24 protein-coding genes and 1 pseudogene are annotated in these 26,104 nt (G+C 65.0%); 17 read left to right on the forward strand and 8 right to left on the reverse strand.

The annotated features are described in order from the left end of the window. Nucleotides 1–16 precede the first annotated feature (16 nt). The gene (locus AC3WTE_RS30505; protein ID WP_492443186.1) at nt 17–745 is read left to right on the forward strand and encodes a FadR/GntR family transcriptional regulator; all 729 of its coding nucleotides are present in this window, start codon (nt 17–19) and stop codon (nt 743–745) included. A gap of 60 nt (nt 746–805) precedes the next feature. Here the strand turns inward: AC3WTE_RS30505 and AC3WTE_RS30510 are convergent, their stop codons facing one another. Beyond that, nucleotides 806–1,015, reverse strand: coding sequence for a hypothetical protein (locus AC3WTE_RS30510; protein WP_492443187.1), 210 nt, complete (start codon nt 1,013–1,015; stop codon nt 806–808). 263 nt (nt 1,016–1,278) lie between these two features. On the opposite strand from AC3WTE_RS30510, the gene AC3WTE_RS30515 reads away from it, so the two are divergent. From AC3WTE_RS30515 to AC3WTE_RS30535, 5 genes are all read left to right on the forward strand, one after another. Continuing rightward, entirely contained in the window at nt 1,279–1,512 is a 234-nt protein-coding gene (locus AC3WTE_RS30515) for a hypothetical protein (RefSeq protein ID WP_492443188.1), read from the forward strand. Then, complete coding sequence (locus tag AC3WTE_RS30520; protein WP_492443189.1) at nt 1,502–1,813, forward strand: type II toxin-antitoxin system PemK/MazF family toxin; 312 nt, start codon at nt 1,502–1,504, stop codon at nt 1,811–1,813. The genes AC3WTE_RS30515 and AC3WTE_RS30520 overlap by 11 nt, the downstream gene beginning before the upstream one ends. Before the next feature lie 360 nt (nt 1,814–2,173). Next, on the forward strand, nt 2,174–2,380 hold the full coding sequence (locus AC3WTE_RS30525) for a DUF2191 domain-containing protein (RefSeq protein WP_492443190.1): 207 nt from the start codon (nt 2,174–2,176) through the stop codon (nt 2,378–2,380). Continuing rightward, nucleotides 2,371–2,796, forward strand: coding sequence for a PIN domain-containing protein (locus AC3WTE_RS30530; RefSeq protein ID WP_492443191.1), 426 nt, complete (start codon nt 2,371–2,373; stop codon nt 2,794–2,796). Before AC3WTE_RS30525 ends, AC3WTE_RS30530 begins: the two co-directional genes overlap by 10 nt. A gap of 568 nt (nt 2,797–3,364) precedes the next feature. Beyond that, complete coding sequence (locus tag AC3WTE_RS30535) at nt 3,365–4,159, forward strand: HAD family hydrolase (protein ID WP_492443192.1); 795 nt, start codon at nt 3,365–3,367, stop codon at nt 4,157–4,159. A 24-nt stretch (nt 4,160–4,183) separates the two neighbouring features. Here AC3WTE_RS30535 and AC3WTE_RS30540 read toward each other — a convergent pair whose 3' ends face one another. The 6 genes from AC3WTE_RS30540 to AC3WTE_RS30565 all read right to left on the reverse strand — a co-directional run bounded on the left by AC3WTE_RS30540 (nt 4,184) and on the right by AC3WTE_RS30565 (nt 13,887). Further along, nucleotides 4,184–6,562: a glycoside hydrolase family 65 protein gene (locus AC3WTE_RS30540; protein WP_492443193.1), complete on the reverse strand. Its 2,379-nt coding sequence runs from the start codon at nt 6,560–6,562 to the stop codon at nt 4,184–4,186. Nucleotides 6,563–6,629: 67 nt separating this feature from the next. Beyond that, the gene (locus tag AC3WTE_RS30545; RefSeq protein WP_492443220.1) at nt 6,630–9,464 is read right to left on the reverse strand and encodes an aconitate hydratase; all 2,835 of its coding nucleotides are present in this window, start codon (nt 9,462–9,464) and stop codon (nt 6,630–6,632) included. 348 nt (nt 9,465–9,812) lie between these two features. Beyond that, complete coding sequence (locus AC3WTE_RS30550; protein WP_492443195.1) at nt 9,813–11,681, reverse strand: transketolase; 1,869 nt, start codon at nt 11,679–11,681, stop codon at nt 9,813–9,815. Beyond that, nucleotides 11,678–11,974: an oxidoreductase C-terminal domain-containing protein gene (locus AC3WTE_RS30555; protein ID WP_492443196.1), complete on the reverse strand. Its 297-nt coding sequence runs from the start codon at nt 11,972–11,974 to the stop codon at nt 11,678–11,680. Before AC3WTE_RS30555 ends, AC3WTE_RS30550 begins: the two co-directional genes overlap by 4 nt. Before the next feature lie 4 nt (nt 11,975–11,978). After that, nucleotides 11,979–12,104 carry a hypothetical protein gene (locus tag AC3WTE_RS30560; protein WP_492443198.1) on the reverse strand — a complete coding sequence of 42 codons (126 nt, stop codon included), beginning with the start codon at nt 12,102–12,104 and terminating at the stop codon, nt 11,979–11,981. A gap of 34 nt (nt 12,105–12,138) precedes the next feature. After that, on the reverse strand, nt 12,139–13,887 hold the full coding sequence (locus tag AC3WTE_RS30565) for a molybdopterin-dependent oxidoreductase (protein ID WP_492443200.1): 1,749 nt from the start codon (nt 13,885–13,887) through the stop codon (nt 12,139–12,141). A 342-nt stretch (nt 13,888–14,229) separates the two neighbouring features. Between AC3WTE_RS30565 and AC3WTE_RS30570 the strand changes: the two genes are divergently transcribed. From AC3WTE_RS30570 to ctaD, 10 genes and pseudogenes are all read left to right on the forward strand, one after another. Further along, nucleotides 14,230–14,562 carry a cupin domain-containing protein gene (locus AC3WTE_RS30570; protein ID WP_492443202.1) on the forward strand — a complete coding sequence of 111 codons (333 nt, stop codon included), beginning with the start codon at nt 14,230–14,232 and terminating at the stop codon, nt 14,560–14,562. A gap of 67 nt (nt 14,563–14,629) precedes the next feature. Next, nucleotides 14,630–15,133 (forward strand): annotated as a pseudogene (locus AC3WTE_RS30575) (DUF488 domain-containing protein). Between the two features lie 240 nt (nt 15,134–15,373). Continuing rightward, the gene (locus AC3WTE_RS30580) at nt 15,374–15,634 is read left to right on the forward strand and encodes a DUF488 domain-containing protein (RefSeq protein WP_492443204.1); all 261 of its coding nucleotides are present in this window, start codon (nt 15,374–15,376) and stop codon (nt 15,632–15,634) included. A gap of 48 nt (nt 15,635–15,682) precedes the next feature. Further along, nucleotides 15,683–16,621 (forward strand): bifunctional DNA-formamidopyrimidine glycosylase/DNA-(apurinic or apyrimidinic site) lyase, encoded by a 939-nt coding sequence (mutM, locus tag AC3WTE_RS30585; protein ID WP_492443205.1) that lies wholly within the window; start codon nt 15,683–15,685, stop codon nt 16,619–16,621. An 84-nt stretch (nt 16,622–16,705) separates the two neighbouring features. Then, the gene (locus tag AC3WTE_RS30590) at nt 16,706–17,434 is read left to right on the forward strand and encodes a succinate dehydrogenase cytochrome b subunit (protein ID WP_492443207.1); all 729 of its coding nucleotides are present in this window, start codon (nt 16,706–16,708) and stop codon (nt 17,432–17,434) included. 20 nt (nt 17,435–17,454) lie between these two features. Further along, entirely contained in the window at nt 17,455–19,392 is a 1,938-nt protein-coding gene (locus AC3WTE_RS30595; protein WP_492443222.1) for a fumarate reductase/succinate dehydrogenase flavoprotein subunit, read from the forward strand. After that, entirely contained in the window at nt 19,389–20,138 is a 750-nt protein-coding gene (locus AC3WTE_RS30600) for a succinate dehydrogenase/fumarate reductase iron-sulfur subunit (protein WP_492443208.1), read from the forward strand. The genes AC3WTE_RS30595 and AC3WTE_RS30600 overlap by 4 nt, the downstream gene beginning before the upstream one ends. Nucleotides 20,139–20,310: 172 nt before the next feature. Next, nucleotides 20,311–20,667 carry a DUF488 domain-containing protein gene (locus tag AC3WTE_RS30605; RefSeq protein ID WP_492443210.1) on the forward strand — a complete coding sequence of 119 codons (357 nt, stop codon included), beginning with the start codon at nt 20,311–20,313 and terminating at the stop codon, nt 20,665–20,667. 126 nt (nt 20,668–20,793) lie between these two features. Next, nucleotides 20,794–21,204, forward strand: coding sequence for a VOC family protein (locus AC3WTE_RS30610; RefSeq protein ID WP_492443211.1), 411 nt, complete (start codon nt 20,794–20,796; stop codon nt 21,202–21,204). 348 nt (nt 21,205–21,552) lie between these two features. Beyond that, nucleotides 21,553–23,247 carry an aa3-type cytochrome oxidase subunit I gene (gene ctaD, locus AC3WTE_RS30615; RefSeq protein WP_492443213.1) on the forward strand — a complete coding sequence of 565 codons (1,695 nt, stop codon included), beginning with the start codon at nt 21,553–21,555 and terminating at the stop codon, nt 23,245–23,247. Nucleotides 23,248–23,340: 93 nt separating this feature from the next. Here ctaD and AC3WTE_RS30620 read toward each other — a convergent pair whose 3' ends face one another. After that, complete coding sequence (locus tag AC3WTE_RS30620; protein ID WP_492443215.1) at nt 23,341–23,898, reverse strand: universal stress protein; 558 nt, start codon at nt 23,896–23,898, stop codon at nt 23,341–23,343. A 721-nt stretch (nt 23,899–24,619) separates the two neighbouring features. On the opposite strand from AC3WTE_RS30620, the gene AC3WTE_RS30625 reads away from it, so the two are divergent. After that, nucleotides 24,620–25,519, forward strand: a complete 900-nt coding sequence (locus AC3WTE_RS30625; protein WP_492443217.1) for a hypothetical protein — start codon at nt 24,620–24,622, stop codon at nt 25,517–25,519. Nucleotides 25,520–26,104 lie beyond the last annotated feature (585 nt).

The following is a 26,104-nucleotide window of genomic DNA, read 5'->3' on the forward strand; positions in this document are numbered from 1 at the left end:
TATATTGGTTGAGCCAATGAACCAGTCAAGCCCTCTTTCGCAACCAAATCGACAGCGCGTCGATGAGCAGATCGCCACGTCAATCACTGAGGCGGTCCTCGACGGCGCATTTCCACCGGGTACTGCGCTTCCGCCCGAACGGGAGCTTGCCGAGCAACTCGGAGTCAACCGAACCTCACTTCGGCAAGCACTCGCCAGACTTCAGCACATGGGGTTGATCGAAGCCCGGCAGGGGAGCGGCAACGTGGTGCGTGATCCGGGCACGCTCACTCACCCCGCGATGGTTGAGGCGTTGGTCCGACGATTGGGCCCTGACTTCCTACTTGAACTGCTCGAGATTCGCGAAGTCCTCGGTGCATACATCGGTCGAGTGGCTGCCGAGCGTGGGACGCCCGAGGACTTCAGCACATTACGTTCGGCGCTCGCCGCCGTCGAGGCCGCGGACTCCGCTGGTGCGCGCCAGGCCGCCGATCTTGCCTACTTCGCGGTGCTGATCCATGTCACCGGCAACCGTGCACTGGCGTTGATGTACCGCTGGGTCGAGACCGCCTTCGGTGGGCGTGAACACGAACTCACCGCCGCCTACGAGGACGCCGCAGCGATCGTTTGTGATCTCCTGAAGATCACCGACGCAATCGAAGCACACGATCCGGACAAGGCCGCTGCGGCCGTAGAGGCCTACACGCGGGCCAGCGGACAACGCATGCTCCATGCATCACAATCAGTTTGGGCAGACGGTCGCTGATTGTCGCCGATAGCGTCATCCAGTATCCGTTGCCTTAGCCGCGGCATCTTCGTGTCTGGTTCACACCACACTGCTGGCGATTGCGATAACCAGCCCGCCCAGGGTCAGCATCCCGACCATCACCGCGGCGGCGATCGCCCGCCCGCGTCGGTGCCGGCGTACGTCGCAGATCGCCACCGCGATGCCGGCCAGGATCAATGCGGCATAAGCCGCCAGCCCAAACGTCAACGCCGCCGTCGACACGGCACTCGCCAGAGTCACGTGGTGCACGCCGTCAGCCTACGGCGCGTGCGGAAGCATCCGGCCATTCGTCGACACACGTCGCGGCACCGGGAGTGAAGCCGTCAGATGCAGGGTGCGCCCAGATGAAAACGACGTACTTTATTGGATATCGGTGGTATCAATACGGGTCGTATTCGTCCCAAACCTTCCGGGCGGGTCGCACGGTCAATCAGCCAGAGGCGGGCACGGGGGTGAAAAGACGTTCATCTCGATCCGACGGTCGTCTTACGAAATGTCGTACACTGGTTGCTATGGCCGACACGATTACCTTCAGGCCCGACGAAGACACGTCGAAGGCGCTGGAGGTCTTGACCAAAGACGGCACGGCTGTGTCCGTGGCCGTTCGATCTGCTCTCATCGATGCCGCACGCCGGAAGGCCAATGCGGCGGTTCGCGCCGAGGCGGAAAGTCTTGCCGAAGACGAGTTTGACCGCGCTGAGGCCATGCAGGTGCTGCGCGATATGGAGACGTTGCGTGCGTGGTGAGGTCTTTCGGTTACACGCCCCGCGGGGGAGTCGTGGTCACGAGCAGTCCGGTTCCCGATACGCCGTAGTAGTCCAGTCAGATCAACTGCCGCTGTCGACCTGGCTGGTTGCGCCAACATCCACATCGGCTCGTGCCGCCAGTTTTCGTCCCGAAGTTGAGATCGACGGCGTGAACACCCGGGTACTTGCCGAGCAGACCGCAGCAGTTGACCCAGGCCGGCTCGGCAACCGCGCCGGATTCCTCAGCTTCGAGGAGATGCGCCGCGTTGACGCAGCGCTGCGCATCGTCCTCGATCTCTAAGCACGGCGTCGTCGCGGCCGGGCAGCATCATATGAAAACTATTGGGATGCAGCGCAATACGACACATTTAACTGGTATCCCTCAGTATTCGATTCCGCCGTATTCCTCGGCCATGTGCGGTCAAAGCGCAGCATCGATCCGCCAGCCGGTCGATAAATTGGTGAAGCTCACAGCTTGGTTACGTGACCGGATATAGACGGAGGTTGTCGACTGACGATGCATCCGATGAAAACGCAGTACTTTACTGGTAATCCTGCATATTCGATTGCTGCATATTCTCCGTTCACGGTTGGTGTAGCCGACTGAGGACGCGCGCGTATATACTCAACCAAGACTTCGTATATACGTGAGGGTGGCGAGATGACCAAGCGTTTGATTGACCTCGATGACGACCTGTTGGCCGCCGCGCAAAAGGAACTTAAGACCTCTGGCGTATCAGATACCGTCCGCATCGCGTTGCAGCAGGCCGCAGCCGCGTCTGCACGCGCTCGCCAGATCGAATGGTTGAAGTCTGGCGGTATGGGGGAGATGACTGACCCTGGTAAACGAGGTGAAGTGTGGCGGTAGTAGCGCGCTATCTCATCGACACCAGCGCCGCGGCACGGATGACAAACCCCGAGGTCGCCGACCGACTTGCTCCGCTTATCGAGGCCGGATTGGTCGCAACCACCGCTCAGCTTGATGCCGAGGCGCTCTACAGCGCCCAGTCCGCCGCGGACCACGCGCAGATATGGTCAGATCGCCGCCTCGCATACGAGTACCTACCGACCAACGATGAACACTGGCAGGCGGCGTTGGATGCGCAGCGATCGCTGGCCGGCACTGGTCGTCATCGCGCCGTCGGCATGGCCGACCTACTGATCGCCACCCTTGCCAACGCCCATGATGTGACACTGCTGCACTACGACGCCGATTTCGAGATCGCTGCCGAGGTATTGCCCTTCCAGCATCGGTGGGCGTTGGAACGGGGCACTATCAGTTAGGCCAGGGCAGGGTGCGGTGGAGTTGAAACCCGTTGGTGCGCAGTGCAATATTCAGTGGTTTGCTGGTAACCCTCCGTATTCGATTCCGCCGTATTCCTGGCGGCGGTGGCGTGCGGCGGAGGCAGGTGATCGGGCCGGCGACACCTAGTCGTAGGGCGGTGTGCAGTCGCGAGCCTGCGCGTGAATGTCTACTCGAGTTGTAGGCGATTTGTTTGCTATTCGGGGGGGCTTGCGTGACCGTGGTGTTCGGCCAAGGCACATCCATGGTTTGGGCCTGTCGGCCGAACTACCCCGGCCCTCGCAACCGACTAGGAACAAAACCCGGGGTAGTTCACTGCTCTACAAGCAACACTGTTCCCCTCGATCAGAAAGCCGATTGGTCTCACCGTGAGGCACAGTCCGGGACAGCGGGTTCGGGGGTGTGCTCGCCGCCGTTGATGGGAGGCGAATTCTTCTGCGAGGTAGGCCGTAAAGGGCGCAGACTGCTTGAGATGTCCGGGATATCGCTGCAGGCCGTGAACCGCAGCCAGGGGATACCGGCAGGGCTCCGGTCGACGGTGGAGACACGATGAACCCAGGTAGGCGTCATGGGTCGGGGGCGGTCTCGGACGGTCTGGGAGCGTTAGGCCTGCCGCAGCGGGTATCGGCGTGTTTGTTCGATCTCGACGGTGTGCTCACCGACACCGCGCGGGTGCATTCCGCAGCGTGGAAGGAGATGTTCGACTCTTTCCTGCGGGCGCGGGCGCAGCACGCCGACGTGCCGTTCGTCGCGTTCGACCCGATCGGCGACTATGACGCCTATGTCGACGGGAAGCCGCGCGCCGACGGCACGCGAGCGTTCCTGAACTCCCGGGGCATCGACCTGCCCGAAGGACATCCCGACGACCCGCCCGACGCCCAGACGGTGCAAGGTCTGGGGAACCGCAAGAACGAGATTGTGTTGCGCCGGCTGCGGCGCGACGGGGTGCAGGCATACCCGGGCTCGGTTGCCTACGTGCGAGCAGTGCGAGACGGTGGGTTGCGGCGGGCGGTGGTGTCTTCCAGCACCAACTGCCGCGACGCGCTGATCGCTGCGCACATCGAGGACCTGTTCGAACAGCGCATCGACGGCCTCACCGCGCAGCAGGAGCATCTGGCGGGCAAACCGGCACCCGACATGTTTCTTGCCGGCGCCCGCGCTCTCGGCGTCGACGCATCCTGCGCTGCGGTGTTCGAAGACGCCTTGGCCGGTGTAGCGGCCGGGCGGGCCGGCGGATTCGGTTACGTGATCGGGGTCGACCGCGTCGGACAGGCCGATGAACTCCTTGCACACGGCGCCGACACGGTCGTCACCGACCTTGGCGAGCTGATGAGCCACCGATGATCGGTCTGCGTCAGAAGGCGTCCGTCATCGATCGGTGCTCGCGTCGGGCGTCTCGACGGGCCGCCGCCTCGCAGGGGCGCGTCCGTGGGGTTGGGTGAGTGGCGGTCGGTCCGGACGGTCGGGGATCGGGTGAGCGGTCGGGTTGCCAGTGGTGACGGTGATCTGCTGGCCGTGGTGCAGCAAGGGCAAGGGTTCACCATCGAGCAGGACGTAGGACGCGCCGGCGGCGGTGACGGTGACGCGTAGCCGGCGTCCCGGTAGCCGGACGCCGAAGCTGAGCCGACTCAGAGCCTCGGGCAGGCGCGGGGCAAAGCTCAGTGTGTGGTTGTGATGGCGCATACCCCCGTATCCGGCGACAAGCGCGGTCCAGACGCCGGCCAGCGAGGCAATGTGCAGGCCGTCGCGGGTGTTGTGTTCGAGGTCGTCGAGGTCCATCAGCGCCGCTTCGCCGAGGTAGTCGTGGGCCAGATCGAGGTGACCGGTCTCAGCGGCGATGACCGCTTGGCTGCACGCCGACAGTGATGAATCGCGGACGGTGAGCCGCTCGTAGTAGGCGAAGTTGCGGACCTTCTGCTCGGCGGTGAACGCGTCGGGGCGCAGCTGCATGGCCAACACCAGATCAGCCTGTTTGACCACCTGTTTGCGATAGAGGTCGAAGTACGGAAAGTGCAGTAGCAGCGGGTACTGCTCGGGTGCGGTGTGGGTGAAATCCCACTCTTGATGGCTGGTGAAGTCGTCGGCCTGCTGATGAACCTCGAGTGCGTCGTCATAGGGGATGTGCATCGCGTGCGCCGCATCCCGCCAGGCGGCCATCTCTTCCTCGCCGAGACCGAGTTCACGGGCCTGGTCCGGGTGACGCTCACCGGCGGCCGCGGCTCCCAGCAGGTTCTGCTGCGCCATCAGATTGGTGTAGACGTTGTTGTCGGCGACAGCGCTGTACTCGTCGGGCCCGGTGACCCCGTCGATTCGGAATCGACCCTGCCTGTCGTGGTGGCCCAGCGAGCGCCACAACCGCGCGGTCTCGGTCAGCAGCTCCAGCCCGATGTCACGTTCGAAACCGTCGTCAGCGGTGGCGTCGACATAACGGATCACCGACGCGGCGATGTCCGCGCCGATATGGAAGGCCGCGGTGCTGGCCGGCCAGTAGCCCGAACATTCCTCGCCGTGGATCGTGCGCCATGGGAACGCCGCACCCGCAAGCCCGAGTTGGCGCGCGCGGTCGCGCGCTTGCGGCAGGGTGCTGTGCCGCCACCGCAAGGCGTGTGCGGTCGCGGCCGGCGCGGTGTAGGTGAGCACCGGCAGTACGAACGTCTCAGTGTCCCAAAAGCAATGACCGTCGTAGCCGGTTCCGGTGAGGCCCTTGGCCGCGATGGCCCGCCCTTCGGCGCGGGCGCCGGCCTGCAGCACGTGAAACATCGCGAACCGGACGGCTTGTTGGATCTCGGTGTCGCCCTCGACCTGGACGTCGGCGCATTCCCAGAAATCGTCGAGGTAGGCCCGGTGCTCGGCGAGCAAGCCTTCCCACCCGGTGTTCTTGGCGCCGGCCAGGGAGGCGTCGGCCTGGTCCCGCACGGCCGGCAGCGAGCGGACCGCCGACCAGCCGTACGCGACGTACTTGACCAGCCGCAAGCACTGGCCTGGTTGCAGCGTCGCTGACACCGTCACCCGGCCCAGGTGGGGGAAGCTATCGGCCAGTACGTCGGTGTCGGGTGGCCCGTCGATGTCGTGATCCATCGCCGCGGCGATCCGCAGCCTGCTGCCGCGGGTGGAGTGCTCCAGCCCGGCGCCGGCTCCCTCGGCGGCGTCGGCCTCCTCGACCAGGGGTGCCTCAAGTACCGCGGCGACGCGGGGGTCATCGGCGCAGGCCGGCAGGTCCTCGTTGGCTACCAATTCGGACTGCACCACCACCCGGGCCTGACCGTCGACGGCCTGCACCTCATAGCAGATCGCGGCGATCGAGCGCTGCACGAGCGACACCAGCCGGGTGGAGGTGACGCGCACCGCACAGCCGGCCGGGGAAACCCACTCCGCCTGGCGGTGCAGGGTCCCGGCGCGAAAGTCCAGGCACCGGTCCTGCGCCCGCAGTGTCCCGTAGCGCACGTCGAACGGCTCGTCGTTGACCAGCAACCGGATGACTTTGCCGTTGGTCACGTTGATCATCGTCTGACCCGACTCGGGGAACCCGTAACCGGCTTCGGCGTAGGGCAGCGGATGCAGCTCGTAGACGCCGTTGAGATACGAGCCAGGCAAGCCGGCCGGCTCGCCTTCATCGAGATTGCCGCGCCAGCCGATGTGTCCGTTGCACAGCGCAAACAGCGACTCAGCCTGGGCCAATACGTCCAGTTCGAGTTCGGACGCGCGCAGACACCACGGCTCGATCGTGAACGCCGGGTGATTGATCACGAACGCACCCGGCATCGGGTCGTAGCCGGGGCGCAGGCGCGATCACCGGACGGGTCACGCGGCGAGGTCACTCGTGTCCTTGGTTCTTGCCAGGATCTGGGCTCTGCGCGAGCAGCTGTCGCAGCACGTACTGCAGGATTCCGCCGTGGCGATAGTAGGCAGCCTCGGCCGGAGTATCGATCCGCACGGTGACGGCGAACTCTGTCGTGGAATCACCCGACATGGCTCGGACTGTGACCTGACGCGGTAGCGGGCCCGACGTTCCGTTGGCGGTCAGGCCGGTGATCGAGTAGACCTCCTCGCCGGTGAGCCCGAGACTATGGGCCGTCTGCCCCGACGCGAATTGCAGTGGTAGCACGCACATGCCGATCAGGTTGGACCGGTGGATTCGTTCGAACGACGTCGCCAGCACCGCTTTGACGCCCAGCAGCAGCGTGCCCTTCGCCGCCCAGTCACGTGAAGATCCGGACCCGTACTCGGCGCCGGCGAGGATGATCAGCGGCACGCCCTCGGTGGCATAGCGGGTGGCGGCGCCGAAGATGGACATTGCCTCGCCGTCGGGAAAATACCGGGTGAACCCGCCCTCGGTGCCCGGGGCCAGCAGGTTCCTCAGCCGAATGTTGGCGAACGTACCGCGAATCATCACCTCGTGGTTGCCGCGCCGGGATCCGTAGGAATTGAAATCTTTACGCGCCACCTGATGCTCTTGTAGGTAGGTGCCGGCCGGTGAGTCGGCCTTGATCGCCCCGGCCGGCGAGATGTGATCGGTGGTCACCGAATCACCCAGCACGGCAAGCACTCTCGCCCCGTTGATGTCACCCACCGGATCTGGCTCGGTGCGCATGCCGTCGAAATACGGGGGGCGACGAACATAAGTGGAGGAATCCTCCCAGGCGAAGGTCGGCCCGCTCACGATGTCAAGGCTGCGCCAGTTGTCGTCGCCGGAGAACACATCGGCATAGCCATCGGTGTACATCTGCGAACGCACGCACTCGTCGATCACCTTCTCGATTTCCTGGGTGCTCGGCCAGATGTCGCGTAGGTACACCGGCTGCCCGTCCGAGCCGGTGGCGAGCGGGTCGTGGAGGATGTCCGCCAGCATGGTGCCGGCCAACGCGTAGGCGACGACCAGGGGCGGGGAGGTGAGGAAGTTCATTTTGCATTCGGGGTGGATTCGGCCCTCGAAGTTGCGGTTGCCCGACAGCACGGAGCAGACAGTCAGATCGTGGCTGGTGACCGCGTCGGCGACTTGTGGGATCAGCGGCCCGGAGTTGCCGATGCAGGTAGTGCAGCCGTAGCCGACCAGTGCGAAGCCGAGTTTGTCCAAATAGGGGGTCAGTCCGGCGCGGTCGTAGTAGTCGGTGACCACCCGCGAGCCGGGCGCCAACGAGGTCTTCACCCACGGCTTGCGGGTCAGGCCCCGCTCGACGGCTTTCTTGGCGAGCAGTCCGGCGCCGATCATCACCGACGGGTTCGAGGTGTTGGTGCACGAGGTGATGGCCGCGATGACGACATGCCCGTGATCGACAGAAACGTCGACACCGTCGTCGAGGCACACTTGAACCGGATCGGACGGCCAGTCGTGCCGCTCGCTGCAGGCGCACGGGGCCGCGGGGCCGTCAACGTCACGATCGTGGTCGATCGCGATCGGATCGCTGGCGGGGAACGACTCGAAAGACGCCTCGTCGAGCCCGGCCGCAAGCGCGACCGACTGTGTCGCGCCACCCAACAGCGACCCGACGGCATCGGATGCGGCGGCCAACGGGATACGGTCCTGCGGGCGTTTGGGTCCGGCAATCGACGGCTCGACCGTGGCCAGGTCCAGTTCGAGGCGCTGACTGTAGACCGGTTCGTGGTCGGGGTCATGCCACATGCCCTGTTCCTTGGCGTACGCCTCGACGAGCCGAATCTGCTGTTCGGGGCGCCCGGTCAGGCGCAGGTAGGTGAGCGTCTCGCCGTCGATGGGGAAGATCGCACAGGTCGAACCGTATTCGGGGCTCATGTTGCCGATCGTCGCCCGATTCGCCACCGACACATTCGCCACGCCGGGGCCGTAGAACTCGACGAACTTGCCGACGACACCGGTCTTGCGGAGCAGTGCGGCGATCGTGAGGACCAGGTCGGTGGCTGTCGCCCCCTCGGTCAATGCGCCGGTCAGCTTGAGCCCAAGCACCTGGGGGATCAGCATGCTCATCGGCTGCCCAAGCATCGCCGCCTCCGCCTCGATCCCCCCGACGCCCCAGCCCAGCACCCCCAGCCCGTTGACCATCGGGGTGTGCGAGTCGGTGCCGACCAGGGTGTCCGGATAGGCCAGCAGAGCATCGGAGCTCTGCCGGGTGAACACGACCCGGGCCAAGTACTCGAGGTTCACCTGATGACAGATGCCGGTATCCGGCGGCACGACCTGGAAGTCGTCGAACGCCTGCTGAGCCCATCGCAGCAGTTGGTAGCGTTCTTTGTTCCGGCTGAACTCGAGATCAGCGTTGACTCGGTAGGCGTCGGGCCGGCCGAACACGTCGGCGATCACCGAATGGTCGATCACCAGCTCTGTCGGCACCAGCGGGTTGATCTTGCCGGGATCACCGCCCAGAGCGGTCATCGCCTCCCGCATCGCGACCAGATCGACCACGCAGGGAACACCGGTGAAATCCTGCATCAGGACCCGGGCCGGCGTGAACTGGATCTCGGTGTCGCTGGATTCGGTGGGCGACCACGCCGCAAGGGCGGAGATCTGCTCGGCGGTGACCGAATGGCCGTCCTCGTTTCGGAGCAAATTCTCCAACAGCACCTTGAGGCTGTAGGGCAGCCGGACGGCGGTGTCGACGGCGTCGAGGCGGTAGACGTCGTAGTTCAAGTCATCGATCGACAGTGTCGCTCGTGCGGCGAAACTGTCGGCGGTCATCGCTGCTGGCTCGGGCATGCGGCTCTCCCTTTCGCAGCGCTACCAGCCGACCGAAGTCGCGGCCCCAGCAGCGCTGACCTCACTGGTCCACGATAGTTCCGGCGCCCTTCCTTATCTGGATGGTTTGGGCGGTATTCGGTGGGGGCCGTAAGCGCCCATCTGCAGTTCTCCGGTCGCGCGACCGAACCCAACACAGGAAGCGTCAGCATGCGAAATCTCCTTCGCCTGGCGGCCGACCGACTGGGGTCGGCGTGCTATCGGAAGCGGTGATGTTGTCCAGCCACAGGCTCTGGCCCGCCTCGTGCAGTTGTTGCGTCGGCTTCATGGGAACCTCCCGGTGCGTGTGGGTTATGGCGCGACGAGCCGGCGGGCAGCGCCGGCGATGTGCAGTGCTGAGATGCCGGCGGTGTCGAGCAGTTCCGTCGGCGTGCCCGAGCCGGGCAACCCCCGCACGGCCAGGTGTGCCACCTGCAGCAGCGGCACACCGGCGTCGGCCAGCGTCTCCAGCACCGCGCTGCCCAGCCCGCCCTCGGGGTAGTGGTCCTCGGCCACCACCAGGCGGCCGCCGGTCACCAGGCAGGCGTCGATAAGGGTGGCGCGGTCGACGGGTTTGACCGAGTAGGCGTCGATGACCCGCACGGCAATGCCGGCAGCAGCGAGTTCGTCTGCGGCAGTGAGGCATTCGTGCAGCGTCACACCGGCGCCGATCAGCGCGACCTGATCATCGGGCCCGGCGCGGTGGACCTTGGACCCGCCGACCGGGAAGTCCTCGCCGGGCGGGTAGAGCACCGGGTAGGCGCCGCGGGTGGTGCGCAGGAACACGATGCCCGCGGTATCGGCCATGGTGACGACCAGGCTCGCGGTGCAGGTGGCGTCGGCCGGGTACAGCACAACGGAGCCGTGCACCGCGCGCAGGGCGGCCAGGTCCTCCAGCGCCATCTGCGACGGCCCGTCCTCACCGATCTCGACGCCAGCGTGCGAACCGACCAGGCGAATGTTGACCTGCGAGATGCCGGCCATCCGGATGAAGTCGTAGGCGCGGGAGAGGAACACGGCAAAGGTGGTGGCGAACGGGATGTAGCCGCGCACCGCGAGCCCGACCGCGGTGGCCACCAGCTGCTGCTCGGCGATGAACATCTCGAAATATCGCTGCGGGCAGACCTTCTGAAATTCGTCGGCGTGGGTGGAGTTGCCGACCTCGCCGTCGAGGACGACGACCTCCGGGCGGGTCGCCAGGGCGGCGATGGCGGCGCCGAACGCCACCCGGGTCGCGACCTTCTCGCCCAGCCGGTAGCTGGGCAGCGTGATCGTCACGCCCGGATCGGGTGTGATGACCGGCTTCCCCGCAGCCGGCTGCTGCGTCGTGATGTGCAGATCGCTGGGCCCGCCGAGGGCGGCGATGGCCCGCTCGGCCATGTCCTTGGGCAGGGCCTTGCCGTGCCAGCCGTTCTTGCCTTCGATCTCGGGCACACCCTTGGCCTTGATGGTTCGGGCCAGCAGCACCGTCGGCTGGTCCCCGCCGGTGCGCGCCTGCGTCAGCGCGTGGTCGATGTCGGGCAGGTCGTGGCCGTCGACGATCAACGGCCGGCAGCCGAAGGCGTGCATCCGAGCGGCGTAGCTCTCCAGGTCCCATTCCAGTTCGGTGGCTCCGCGCTGGCCCAGCCGGTTGATGTCGATGATGGCGGTGAGGTTGCCGAGCTGGTAGTAGCTGGCCTTGTCCAGCGCCTCCCAGATGGAACCTTCGGCGGTCTCGCTGTCCCCGCACAGCACCCACACGTGATACGGCAGCTTGTCCAGGTACTTTCCGGCCAGGCAGACGCCGACCGCGTCGGGCAGTCCCTGGCCCAGGGAGCCGGTGGCCACGTCCACCCAGGGCAGCACCGGGGTGGGGTGCCCTTGCAGCCGGGCGCCGAGCTGCCGATACGTCTTAATCAGCTCGTTCTCATCCACGACGCCGCCCGCCCGGAACATCGAGTACAGCAGCGGCGAGGCGTGGCCCTTGGAGAAGATCAGGTGGTCGTTGGCCGGCAGGTCGGGCTGCTGCCAGTCGTAGTGCAGGTGTCCGGTCATCAGGACGGCCATCAGGTCGGCGGCCGACAGTGAGGAGGTTGGGTGCCCGGAGCCGGCCTGGGTGCTGCAGCGGATCGAGTCGACCCGCAATTGGGTGGCCAGGCGGGCAGCGAGGTCGAGCTGTTGGGCGGTCATCGGCGTGGTCATCGTCGTGCTCCGGTCACCGGCACATCCGTGACCTCAGTCAGGGACACGTTCGGGTTGACGAGCTTCGCTCGGTCGACCGGCTGGCCGGAGCGGACCAGGTCGGCGATCGTGTCGGCGACGTCCCAGATGTTGACGTTCATGCCGGCCAGCACCCGACCGTCGCGCAGCCAGAAGGCGATGTACTCACCCGTGGCCAGGTCGCCGCGGAAGGCCACCTCGTCATAGTTGCCGTTGGCGACGTAGCCGGAGTACTCCATGCCCATCTCGTACTGGTCGGAGAAGAAGTAGGGCACGTGGTCATAGGTCGCCGAGCAGCACGACCCGGCCGCTGAAACCGTCGGCGCGCAGTGCCTCGGCCGCTCCGGCGCCAGCCAGCCCCGCGCCCACGATCACGATCACGAATGTTTGCTGTTCGGTAGTCATATTCGGTCCTCTTCATCTGTCGCTGGCCGGACGTCTAGATGGTCTGCCGGTAGCCGAAGAACTCGTGGTCCTGGTTGTAGCCGCCGTAGCCGCCGCCGACCTCGGAGAAGTGCGCGACGAACTCGATGCCCTTGATCCACTTCACCTGTTTGAATCCGAGTTGGATCTCATTGCGCAGCCGCAGCGGCGCGCCGTGGCCGAACGAGAGCGGTTTGTCGTTCATGTCGTAGGCGAGCATGGTGAGGTGGTTGCTCATCTGCTCGATGGGGTGCGCGTCGTAGTAGATGCCCGCGTCGGGGCCGTCGCCGAGCGAGTAGAACACCACCCATTTCGCCTCGGGCGCAGGGCGGACGAGGTCGAGGATGGTCTGCATCGACACCCCGCCCCACTTCGCGATGCCCGACCAGCCTTGGATGCAGAAGTGCTGGGTGATCTGCTCATGGTGGGCCAGCGCCCGCAGCTGGGCCAGGGTGAGCTCGAGCGGGTGCTCGACGAGGCCGTTGATCAGCAGCCGGTAGTCGGCGAAGTGACCTTCGAACAGCGCCGTGTACTCCGGTGAGTCGGGGTACTGGCCGTTGTGCCAGAAGTAGGGGGAGATGTCTTTCTCGCTGTACTGGCCCGGGGTGGCGTCGAGGTGTTCGAACAGCCGTTGCGCCGGTCCGATCAGCGCGAAACCGACCCGTTGCACCACCCGCGGGTGTCGCAGTGTGAACGGGGTGGCCGCCACCCAGCCCACGACGACCACCACCATCGACGCGGCGAAGATCGCGAAACCGATCCAGTCCGTCGCGTCGCGGCCGGCGTAGATGTGGTTGAGGTTGCGCAACAGACCCGTCGTGAAGACCAACGCGACGTGGATGGTGATGAACAGCAGGAACCACACCAGCACCAGGAAGTGCAGAGAGCGGGCCACCTGGATACTGAACAGCCTGCTGATCGGTTTGAACCGGGTCGACAGCGCCGGGGACATGCCCAACCCGGTTAGGAACGCCAGCGGGGCGGCGATGAAGACGGTGATGAAGTAGGCGATCAGCTGCAGGCTGTTATAGCTCACCCAGCCGTTCTCGACTGGCCACTGCAGCGACAGGTACTGGATGCCTACCGACACCGCGTTGGGGATCACCGACCAGCTGGTGGGTACCACGTGCCGCCATTGCCCGGTGGTGAACAGCAGCACGTAGAAGACGGCACCGTTGAGTAGCCACAAGGTGTTCACGCCCAGATGCCACCAGCGGGCCAACCCGATCGAATGCCGGATCCCGGGTAGCCCGATCTGGCCGGGCAGGCTGATGGAATCTCTCTTCGCTGTCCACAGCGGGTCGGCGGGAACAGGCTTTTGGATGCGGAACCAGTCGCGGCCCGGGGTGCTGTGCCGGGTCCAGTACAGCCGCGGATGATCACTGAGGATCTGCAGTCCGGAGCGAATGATGAAGATCAGCAGGAACAGGTTGAAGAAGTGCTGCACCCCAACCCACAGCGGCAGTCCCGGTTTGGCTAGGGCGCCGGCAGACACGATGGTGCCCGGGTAGCGGGTGATGAAGTCCTGCACCGAGGACGTGTCGCGCAGGCCCTTGGCGGCGGCTACCGCGGCGATCAGAAGTAGGAAACCGATTGGCAGCAGCCACAATAGATTGAACCAGGTGCTGTGTCCGACCCGGACGCGTGGCGCGACGCCGTGCGCGACCGGCACCGAACCGGCCCACGTGGTCGGGTCCACGACGTCCTCGCCGACGGTCAGTTGCGAACGAAAGCTCGCTGAGGCATGCGGGGTGATGCGTGTCACTGGCGGATCCGGATGGCTGTCATGGGTAAGACCTCGACTCGGTCATGGTGCGTCGTGGCAAACAAGCAGCGGTTCGGTCCCGCGCCAGGCCCTCGCAGGCGGCAGTATGGGCAAGGCACAGAACAGGATTCAGCGAAATCCGAGGCTTCCGGCGATGCGGTTTCGCTATCAGAGGCGCGGCGTGGTTGGCGGTGCCCGAGGCCCGGAACGGCTGCTGCTCAGCGAGTTCGACGCTACGCCGTTCCCATCACCGTGTCACGCAATCGATCCCCGTCCGAGAGGCGTCGGGTGCCCGCCGGCCGGGATCGCCCAGATCGGTCATCAGCAGCCATACTCAGAGCTATGCAACGGATCTCCCTTGATGCCCTGGCCACGCAGCAGCTCGAACTGGCTGCCGCCCACGGCGGGCGACCCGCCGCCGACACTGTTGTCGGCGGTCATGAACGGGTGCTGCGCCAGACCGTGGTCGGCATGCTCAAAGGCAGCGAACTGGGTGAGCACAGCAACCCCGGGGAGGCCACGGTGCACGTGTTGCGCGGGCGGGTCCGCCTAACATCGCAGGGCCAGTCCTGGGAGGGCCGGGCCGGTGATCTGCTGAAGGTGCCCGACGCCCGTCACGGCCTGGAGGCGCTGGAAGACTCGGCGATTCTGCTTACCGTAGCCAAGCTGCCGTGAGGCCAACCGTCGGCCGCGGCTCCCGGAGGTCACCTGATCGAGAATGACGCGGGCGTCCTATTGAAGTCTGGACCGCCAGCGGTTGGGCAGGCTGCTGACCGGCGCCTGCGTCGGAGTGCTGGTGGACGTGCGGCGATTCCCCGGCAGCCGCAAGAACCCGGACGCGCGACGCGAGATGCTGTCGCGGTGGCTACCGGAACTCGGGATCAGCTAGAGGTGGGAGCGCCGGCTCGGCGGTCGGCGCCGCTTGCCGGCCGGCGCAGCGAGTATCGATGTGTGGTGGACCGTTCCGGCGTTTCGTGCCTGCGCCGCTCACACGCGTACCGTCGAGTTCGCGGCGGCGCTGGACGAGGTCATGGCTGAGGCCGGTTCGGCGCGTGTCGCGCTGATGTGCGCGGAAAGCGTGTGGTGGCGTTGCCATCGGCGGCTGATCGCCGACGTCGTGATGCTGACCCGCGGCTGCGCGGTCCGGCATGTGATGCCGGACGGGCGGCTGTCCGAACATCGTGTCGCCGCAGGCGCCAGGACCGCTGATCCGGGGACTCAAGAGGCCGGGCGGTTATCGATGTGAGCCATGATGACGATCGGTGACGAGGCGGATCGTCGGTATGAATGCCCGCCGCTGTCGCAGAATTATCTGATGGGGTGCTCGGTGCTGGAGAGGTTTACGTCCATACGGAACCGTCGTGCGACGTGCATCACGCCGACTCGCGGGTGCGGACCCCAATGACCGCTCCACACGTGGCCGGCTCCACCCGGGTCGCCACCACGCGGCATTGGGTCCGCGTGATCTGCCCCGGAGCCGCGGGGCATGACGAAGGAGAAGGCGGAGTTGGACGAATGGTGCAAGACGATCGCCCCCTCCTCCGAGCTGCGCAGGTGGTACCACCACGACCCGAAGCTGTTCGCCGAGTCCGCCCGCCGCCACTACGCGGAGTTGGCCGAACCGGAACGAGCCGAGGCGCTGGCGCATCTGCGGGCACTGGCAAAGGACCGCAACATGACGTTGCTCACGGCGAGCAAGGCCGTAGACATCAGCGAGGCCACCGTGCTCGCCGAGATGTTGAGTTGACCTGCGGCGGCTGCGTTCCGTCCATACGGTCGCGCAGGCGGTCGGACGATGTTCTGCGGTGTCGTGCCGGAACTGCCTGAGGTAGAGACCATGCGGCGCGGGCTGGCCGCGACCGTCCTCGGCAAGAGCATTAAGACCGTGGACGTGTTGTGGCAGCCGTCCTTCAACGTCCCGCCGAACGTGCTCGCTAGCCTCGGCGGTAAACGGCTCCGCGCGGTCAGACGTCGCGGGAAGGTGCTCATCGTCGACCTTGACCACGGCATGCACCTGCTGGTGCACCCGATGATGACCGGACAACTGGTGGTCGTCGAGCACGCCGTGACGGTGTTCGCGGGAGGTCATCCATCCCGCAGCATGCTCGAGAGCATGCCCAACGCGACCACCCGGGTCGTCCTCGCGCTGAGTGCAGACACCGCAATCTATTTCAACGATCAACGCAAGTTTGGCTCGATCCGACTGCTCGACACCGCGATGCTGCGCACCGATCCGTTTCTGACCCGCCTCGGCCCGGAACCGCTGAGCAAGACGTTTACCACGGACGGTTTCGCGCTGCGACTCGCCGCGCATCCACGGGCGCCGATCAAGGCGGTCCTGCTCGATCAGTCGGTGGTCGCCGGCCTCGGCAACATCTACGTCGATGAATCGCTGCACCTGGCCCGCATTCACCCGCGCCGCCACGCCGGAAGCCTGACCGCGGCTGAGACCGAACGCCTGCACGACGCGATCACGGCTACCCTCCGCGCCGCCGTGAACCACGGCGGCACCAGTTTCCGCGACGACGTGAACGACTTCCGCGGCCGCGGCACCTACCTCGCGCAGGCGGCGGTGTTTCGTCGCGCCGGCCAACCCTGTCCAGGGTGTGGCACGACGATCGAGCGAATCGAGGTTGCCGGGCGAGGGACGAACGTGTGCCCCCTTTGCCAGCCGCCGCCGGAGCCGGTCGCCCTCATGCACTCGGACTCGGGCTGGCCAAGCGATGTCAGCTGACAGTGTCTCGCGGAGTTGGCTGGCCCCGGGAGTCGTTATCCGATCCCGTCGTGGCAGGCGGCGTTCGCGCGTAACGTGCGGGAGGTGACGGTCCAGTCTTGGACTGCGGCTCAGCATCGCGCGTCGGCGTTGCGGTCGACGGTCGTGCTCAAGGCGGCGACGGCGATCTCTGGTCTGGTCATGGTGCTGTTTCTGCTGGTGCATATGTACGGCAACCTCAAGGCGTTTTCGGGGCGGGCGGCGTTCGACGACTACGCGCACCATCTGCGGACTTTCGGTGAACCGTTCCTGCCCTACGCCGGTGCGCTATGGAGCGTCCGGGTCCTGCTCGTGGTCAGCGTGGTGATCCACATGGGCGCGACGCTGATCCTGTGGAGACGTGCCCGCTCGGCGACCGCGGGGCGGGGCGCCTGGCGGTATCAGAGCACCCGCGCGCGCGGCGGTGTCCAACGCAGCTACGCATCGTTCACGATGCGCTGGGGCGGGGTGACGATGGCGGCGTTCATTGTCTATCACCTGCTGCACTTGAGCACGGACACCATTCACCCGGGCGGGGCCTCGCCGAGCCCGTACGTGCGGCTGGTGAACGGCTTTCAGATCTGGTGGGTGGTCGTGAGTTACACCATCGCGCTGACCGCGGTGGGATTCCATCTGCGGCATGGGTTTTGGAGTGCGTTCGCGACGTTGGGCGCGAATACCAGCGTCCGGCGGCGTCGCCATCTCAACGTGGCCGCGGTCGTAGTCGCGGTGGTGATCACGACCGGGTTCTTGATTGTCCCGTACTCGGTGCTGTTCGGCTGGGTCGGCCAGTGAGCCCAGAGTCCGACGTGTCGATGGGCTACTACACGGTGGGGGATCCGGTTGCCGACGACAAGGCGCCGCCGGGCCCGATCGAGGAGCGCTGGGACACCCGTAAGTTTCAGGCCCGGTTGATCAGTCCGGCGAATCGACGCGCGCTGTCGGTGATCATCGTCGGCACCGGCCTGGCCGGGGCGTCGGCCGCGGCGACGCTGGGCGAGGCGGGCTATCGCGTCACCAGCTTTTGTTATCAGGACAGTCCGCGCCGCGCGCACAGCATCGCCGCGCAGGGCGGGATCAACGCTGCGAAGAATTACCGCAACGACGGTGACAGCATCTACCGGTTGTTCTACGACACCGTCAAGGGCGGAGACTTCCGTTCACGCGAATCCAACGTCTACCGTCTCGCGCAGGTCAGCGGTTCGATCATTGACCAGTGTGTCGCCCAAGGGGTGCCGTTCGCACGCGAGTACGGCGGTCTGCTGGACACTCGCTCGTTCGGCGGCGTGCAGGTCTCGCGCACCTTCTACGCCCGCGGGCAGACCGGCCAGCAACTGCTGCTCGGCGCGTACCAGGCGCTTGAGCGCCAGGTCCAGATGGGCGCGGTATACGTGCATGCGCGTCACGAAATGCTCGACCTGATCGTCGCCGACGGCAGGGCGCGGGGGGTGATCGTGCGCGACATGATCACCGGCGCGATCGAAACCCATGTCGCCGACGCCGTCGTGCTGGCCACCGGCGGCTACGGCAACGCGTATTTCCTGTCCACCAACGCGATGGGCTGCAACGTCACCGCAACCTGGCGCGCGCACCGCAGGGGCGCGCTGTTCGCCAACCCCTGCTTCACCCAGATCCACCCGACCTGCATCCCGGTCAGCGGCGAGCACCAGTCCAAGCTGACGCTGATGAGCGAGTCGCTGCGCAACGACGGGCGGATCTGGGTACCCGCCAACAGCGGCGACGACCGCCACCCCGGCGAGATTCCCGAGGCCGACCGCGACTACTACCTCGAGCGCCGATACCCGGCGTTCGGCAACCTGGTCCCGCGCGATATCGCTTCCCGTGCGGCCAAGAAGGTGTGTGACGACGGGCGCGGCGTAGGCCCCGGCGGGCTCGGTGTTTACCTCGACTTCGCCGACGCCTTGGCGCGGCTGGGCCGCCCGGTGATCGAGGACCGGTACGGCAACCTGTTCGAGATGTACCGGCAGATCACCGGCGAGGACCCGTTCCGCAGACCGATGCGAATCTACCCCGCGGTGCACTACACGATGGGCGGGCTGTGGGTCGACTACGACCTGCAGAGCTCCATTGCGGGCCTGTTCGTGGCCGGCGAGGCCAACTACTCCGACCACGGCGCCAACCGGCTGGGCGCCAGCGCGCTGATGCAGGGTCTCGCCGACGGCTACTTCGTGCTGCCCGCCACCATCACCGACTACCTGGCCGCGGCGCCGTTCGAGCCGATCGACGCCTCGCACCCGGCCGCGCGCGAGGCCGCCGACACCGTCCGCGGGCGCATCGAGGCCCTGCTATCCATCGGCGGCGACCGGACGGTGCACTCCTTCCACAAGGAACTTGGCACCATCCTCTGGGACCACTGCGGGATGGAACGCACCCGGGCGGGACTGACCGATGCCATCGAGCGGGTGCGCGAGCTCAAGGCTCAGTTCTGGCGTACCGCCACCGTGACCGGAGAGAACGCGGAGCTGAACCAGGCCCTGGAGCGGGCGGGCAGGGTGGCCGACTTTCTCGAACTGGCGGAGCTGATGTGCATCGACGCGCTGCATCGCGAAGAGTCCTGCGGGTGCCACTTCCGGGTCGAATACCAAACCGCCGACGGTGAGGCACTGCGCGACGACGACCGGTTCGCCTATGTCGCCGCTTGGGAATTCGCCGGCGCGGGCCGCCGGCCGGTGCTGCATCGCGAACACCTCGAATACCGCACCGTCGAGATGACGCAGCGGAGTTACACGTGAACCTCACGCTGCGCGTCTGGCGCCAGAAGGGGCCGGGGGAGAAGGGCGCGATGATCCCCTACCAGGTGGCCGACATCTCGCCGGACATGTCGTTCCTCGAGATGCTCGACGTCCTCAACGAACGGCTCACCCACGTCGGCGAGGATCCCATCGCGTTCGACAGCGACTGCCGCGAAGGCATCTGTGGGGCGTGCGGGCTGGTCATCAACGGCATCGCGCACGGGCCGCAGGCACTGATCACCACATGCCAGCTGTACATGCGCAGCTTCGACGACGCAGATGTGATCGACGTCGAACCATGGCGCGCCGCACCGTTCCCGGTCGTCAAGGACCTCGTCATCAACCGGGGCGCGTTGGACCGGATCATTGCGGCCGGTGGATACATCAGCGCACCGACCGGCGCCGCACCCGAAGCGCAGGCCGTGCCGGTGCCCAAAACACGCGCAGACACCGCGTTCGACGCGGCGATTTGCATCGGTTGCGGTGCCTGTGTTGCCGCTTGCCCCAACGGTTCGGCGGCGCTGTTTCTGGGCGCCAAGATCACCCACCTCGGCGACCTACCGCAGGGCCAGGCCGAACGCCACAGCCGCGCGCTCGCCATGATCGACCAGCATGACGCGGAAGGGTTCGGCGGCTGCACCCAAATCGGCGAATGTAGCGCGGTGTGCCCCAAAGATATTCAACTGGACGTGATCTCGCGCTATCACCGCGACGTACTCGCCGCCCTGATCCACCGCGAGGATTGATCAGGGCGATGCGCGGAAAGGAGGCGGCCAGCGTCAGCGCCACTGGCCAGCGCGCCGGATCAAGAGGATAGTTCAAGAGGGTCGAGAAGGCGCGGGCGCACCGTAATACGGGGCACCGCCGGCCTGACCGGCCCGGAGGTCCTCAGGCCGCCCAACTGTCAGGAGGCAGCAAATGACCACACATACGGTGCGGGTGCGCCGCGTCTACGACGACCCGGCCCGTGGGGACGGAAACCGGGTGTTGGTCGACCGGATCTGGCCTCGTGGCATGACCAAAGAGAAAGCGGAGCTGGACGAATGGTGTAAGGCGATCGCGCCCTCCACCACGTTGCGCAAGTGGTACCAGCACGACCCGCAACGGTTCACGGAGTTCACCCGCCGCTACCACGCGGAGCTGACCGAACCCGAACGGGCCGAGGCGCTGGCACATTTGCGGACACTGGCGAAGCACCGAAACCTCACCCTGCTCACGGCGAGCAAGGCCGTCGATATCAGCGAAGCCACTGTGCTCGCCGAGATGCTGAGTTAAGTGGCGACGCCAGCAGCCGATGATGCGCAGCTGATCCGCGGTGGACTCGCGCACGACCTCGTCCTGTCTCGCTGGGCGCCTTGAGGTCCCCTCAAGTTCGCGTGAGACTGATCAAAGGGGGCCCAAATGGGTGAGGCAGCAAGGGTCACGTCGTGTTTGATGCGAGTGTCCGACCTGGATCGTTCGCTGAACTTCTACCGTGATGTGTTCGGATGCCATGTGGCGCTTCGCCAACCGGAAGCGGCGCTTCTATTGACCCCGGGGGGCTTCCAGATTTATCTCCGTGCGCATGAGGCGTTCGGGACCGGCGGAATCAATGACGTAGGCGTCGAGCAGATCATCTGGTCCGCCGGCAGCGAAGCAGAGCTGCAGCGGATCGAACAGCGGATGCGTAGGCACTATCCCAGTACTTACACAAACACCCTCAACGGCATCAGATTCGTCGACGGCGTCGACCCAGACCAGAATCGCGTGTTGATCACCTACCCGGCTCCCGACCAGCTGCCACGTGAGGTCATCGACCGCCGGTTTCGCTGACGGGCCGTCCGAGCGGTTCGCGGATCCGTCCGGCGAGTCGATCAACATAATTCGTCGCTCAACGAGCGTCCCGTCGACGTGGTCCACCATTACACATCTGCACTTGGCCGCTGCGACGACGTAAAGCTCAGCCGGGCGTTATTTGTTGCCGGGAGCCGAGGTCGGCCCGGCGGTGAGCTTCGGGCCGTCGTGCACCTCTGTGACTACGTCGTTTCGTCCTACGGAATTCTGGGGGAGTGCCGCCGAAGCAGAATGCGGTCGGGCCACGGTGATTCCCTTCGAAGACAGTCGGGTCTAGCGTTGTATGAAAGACCTCAGTGATGTGCCGACGCAGTACTTAAGGTTCTCGTGACCGCAGAATCACCCCCAGTCGCACGATTGACACCGCGCAGGCCGTTCCCGGAGCGGCTGGGACCCAAGGGCAACCTGATCTACAAGCTGGTGACCACCACCGATCACAAGCTGATCGGCATCATGTACTGCGTCGCCTGCTTCACATTCTTTTTCATCGGCGGACTGCTGGCGCTGTTCATGCGCGCCGAACTCGCGACACCCGGACTGCAGTTCCTGTCGAACGAGCAGTACAACCAGCTGTTCACCATGCACGGCACGATCATGCTGCTGTTCTATGCCACCCCGATCGTCTTCGGTTTCGCGAACCTGGTGCTGCCCCTGCAGATCGGGGCCCCTGACGTCGCATTCCCACGGCTCAATGCGCTGTCGTTCTGGCTGTTCGTGTTCGGCGCGACGATCGCCATCGCCGGCTTCATCACCCCTGGCGGCGCGGCCGACTTCGGCTGGACCGCCTACACCCCGCTCAGCGACGCGATCCACAGCCAGGGCGCCGGCGGTGATCTGTGGATCATGGGCGTAGCTGTCGGCGGGCTGGGCACCATCCTGGGCGCCGTGAACATGATCACCACCGTGGTGTGTATGCGGGCACCGGGTATGACGATGTTTCGGATGCCGATCTTCACCTGGAACATCCTGGTGACTTCCATCATGGTGTTGGGGGCGTTCCCGCTGCTGACCTCCGCGCTGTTCGGGCTGGAGGCCGACCGCCGCCTGGGGGCCCACGTGTTCGACCCGGCCAATGGCGGGGCGATCCTGTGGCAGCACTTGTTCTGGTTCTTCGGCCACCCCGAGGTGTACATCGTGGCGTTGCCGTTCTTCGGCATCGTCACCGAGATCTTCCCGGTGTTCAGCCGCAAACCGACGTTCGGCTACACCACGATGATCTATGCGACGATCAGCATCGCCGCGCTCTCCACGGCGGTGTGGGCGCACCACATGTTCGCTACCGGCGCGGTGTTACTGCCGTTCTTCAGCTTCATGTCCTATCTGATCGCCATACCGACCGGCATCAAGTTCTTCAACTGGATCGGCACCATGTGGAAGGGGCAGTTGACGTTTGAGACACCGATGCTGTTTGCGGTGGGTTTCGCGGTCACGTTCCTGCTCGGCGGGTTGTCCGGGGTGATGCTGGCCAGCCCGCCGATCGACTTCCACGTCACTGACTCGTACTTCCTCATCGCGCACTTCCACTACGTGCTCTTCGGCACCATCGTGTTCGCCACTTTCGCCGGCGTCTACTTCTGGTTCCCGAAGATGACGGGCCGGCTGCTCGACGAGCGCCTGGGCAAGCTGCACTTCTGGCTGACCTTCATCGGCTTCCACACCACCTTCCTGGTGCAGCACTGGCTGGGCGACCAGGGCATGCCGCGTCGTTACGCCGACTATCTGCCCACCGACGGGTTCACCACGCTCAACGTGGTCTCCACCATTGGCGCCTTCATCCTCGGCGTCTCGATGCTGCCGTTCGTGTGGAACGTGTTCAAGAGCTGGCGCTACGGCGAGCCCGTCGTGGTCGATGACCCGTGGGGCTACGGCAACTCCCTGGAGTGGGCCACCAGCTGCCCGCCGCCGCGGCACAACTTCACCGAGCTGCCCCGGATCCGTTCGGAGCGCCCGGCGTTCGAGCTGCACTACCCGCACATGGTCGAGCGGATGCGCGCGGAATCCCATATCAACCGCTCCGCCTAACTTCGAGCAATCCCGGGCGGAAGTCCCCAGAAATCTTGTGGCTCAACAGATTCGGGCCGAGTGCCCCGGTAGGAAAATGTGGGGTGGGTCGCGCTACTGCTGCACCGCACGCTGTGGGGCAGGGACGACCACCACGGGACATGCCGAGTGGGTCACGACGTAATGGCTGATGGAACCGAGCATCGCTCCGACGAATCCGCCATGTCCGTGAGAGCCGACCACCATGATGTCGCTTCCGCTCACGCTATCGAGCAGCACTTGCGCGGGGTGGCCTTCGACAGTCTCCTGCGTGATTTGGACCGGATCAGTCGCGTTGCCTGGGTCAGCTTCGGTGACCTCGTCGATGGCGGCGTGCAATAGCCGTTTCATCGACGTAGTCGCGTTTGCGAAATCGTCTGCCGGCACGCCGTTCTCCGGCCTGTAGCCCAGCGGGAACATGCTGCCGAGGCCGGGGTCTACCCACTTCGGGTGGTACTGCCAGGCAAGGACCACATGGATGGGGATCTTGCGTGCGCGTGCCTCCCCGAGTGCCCATAGGAGGGCGTTCAACGATCCCTGCGAGGCGTCGACGCCGACCACGATGCGCCCGCTGTGCCGCGCCACATTGGCGGCGGCCGAAGGCTCCGAAGACGATCGACCAGTACCGGCCATGCGCTCATTATGTACACGCGGCCGCCGGCTTGAGAAGGGCGCCGCTATCAACGCAGCCCGTGGCCGAAGCGCCGCCGGCGAGATCGCGACTCCGTGATGACGATAGGCAATCGGGGCAGCCGCCCATCTACCGGTCTATTCCGGCGTGATCGGCTTTCAGTCCCGACGGAGCACCGGCCTGACAGTGCCGGACTGCGCCTTCTGTCCAGCTGTTACGCCGAAACTTGACTGTGACGTTACGTCACATGTCCACCATCGATGCATGAGGGTAAAGGAACTCGCAGATCTGGCGGGGACCCTCCATGATTCATCTGATGAAAACGGGCGTAGTTTACTGGTAACCCTCAGTATTCGACTCCGCCGTATTCCGGTCGCTAGTGACGCATAGCGGAGGTGGGGGAGCGGCCGCTGGCAGGCGTTGTGCCGTACCGTGAAGGCATCGAGGTATGCGCGTGCCGGTCTGTCGACTAGGACAGGGGATCGTTTGCTGGTGGTGGTTCGTGTGGCGCGGTCTTGTTGAGCGGCCCCAGGCGTGTCGGCCGAGCGCCTGAATATGTGTAGTCGGCTCTGTGGCATGGCACCGAATGGTCCGTCCGGAACCATACAGGCGACTCTGGCCTACGGGGTTGATAGCCGTCTCGGAGTTTGCTAGGTGCTGCGGCCGTACGCTTAACCCTGCCGCGGAATCGCCGGTGCGGTGTGACGATCAAAGGTGGATGTAATGACCCTTATCCAAGTCCTACTCACACCCGAATTCGTTCTCCAGGTCTCTGATCGTCGACTGAGTGCCGGAGGCGAAGCCCGTGACGACTCCTACAACAAGGCTGTGTCGTGGTGCGGCATGGTGTCGGTCGGGTTTACCGGCGGGTTCGCGCACGTGGACTATCGGTGCGAGGAGCCTGTTACAGCGTGGATTGCAGGCGTTCTCGCCTCAGCCATCACTTTGAAGGACGGGGCCGACGCTCTAGAGGAACGTATGAAGGAACTGATGGCTCGACTGTCCAAATGGCGAAAATATCGAGATCGTCGCCTGACTATCGTCATGGCTGGAATAGCTCCGGACTACGGTACGGCGTTCTTCAGGGGACTTTCCAATTTCGAAGACGGCAATCAGATTTTTCCAAATTTCAGCGACACAGAGGTGTATCGCTGGGGCCATGAGGTGCCACTGCACGGGAATCGCACCCTCTACATCACGGCCGGCGCCAGTCCCGGCAGCGAGTTGGATCGGTCGGTAGTTGGCCCTAAGTTGGCTACAGTTTCCCAAGTTGGCGGTGTCAACAACGCGGCTCGATACATGGTCAGATTGCAGCGGAGAGTCGCCGAGAGGGAGAAGAAGAAGGGTACGAACTCCGTGGGGGAAGACGCCATGGTGGTTTCTATTCCTGCGAATCTCAAGAGAGATAGACACGGAATGCTTTTGATGTCCAGCACGGATTCAGACGCAGTCCATGGCGGAAGTACGGCGAACTTCAGCTTTGTCAAAGCGGGAAGCTTCTCGAAGGACAGGTTCGCACCGATATTGGCCTGTGGTGGGCGGGTTTCGGAGTTTTCTGCCTGGGGTGACGGGGACAACCAGGTGATTACTTTCGGCGGCATCGATCCGCCAGCCGGTCGATAAATTGGTGAAGCTCACAGCTTGGTTACGTGACTGGATATAGACGGAGGTTGTCGACTGACGATGCATCCGATGAAAACGCAGTACTCTAACTGACATAATGTACCTTATCGGCACATAAAGCATGCGAGTTTCATTTAGTGAAAGAACTTGCGCCCCTGGACGACTGGCTCGATTGTCCTGGTTGTGACGGGTGTCGGTCGCCGCTGCAGCGCCCCTGATCGACCTTGGGTCTTGCGCAACGGGCCAGGTCGACGTAAGTTTCAATCACTTAATGATTGATTCGGATGTTAGGTGACGACGTTGCGAGCTTCAATGAGCGACCACTGGCATCCGGTCGGTGTGAGTTGTTTTGCGGCACCGCCCCCGCCACTGCGTGGACCGGGGTTATTGCGTCACAGTGACGAATTGCGTTCGAGGGCAAGACCATTCGGATCGCAACTCAAGTCGTCGCCAAGCCGGTTGCCGAGATCGTTCGACCATCGTCATGGCTGAGGAACTGCCCGGGTTCATTCCCCACATCCTGCGTGCCGACGATGTTTCGCTCCTGCGTGCCGATGAGACCGTGTTCAATGCGATGGTCGATGG

The sequence above is a fragment of the Mycobacterium sp. FW102-FHT13B02 genome (assembly GCF_058790275.1).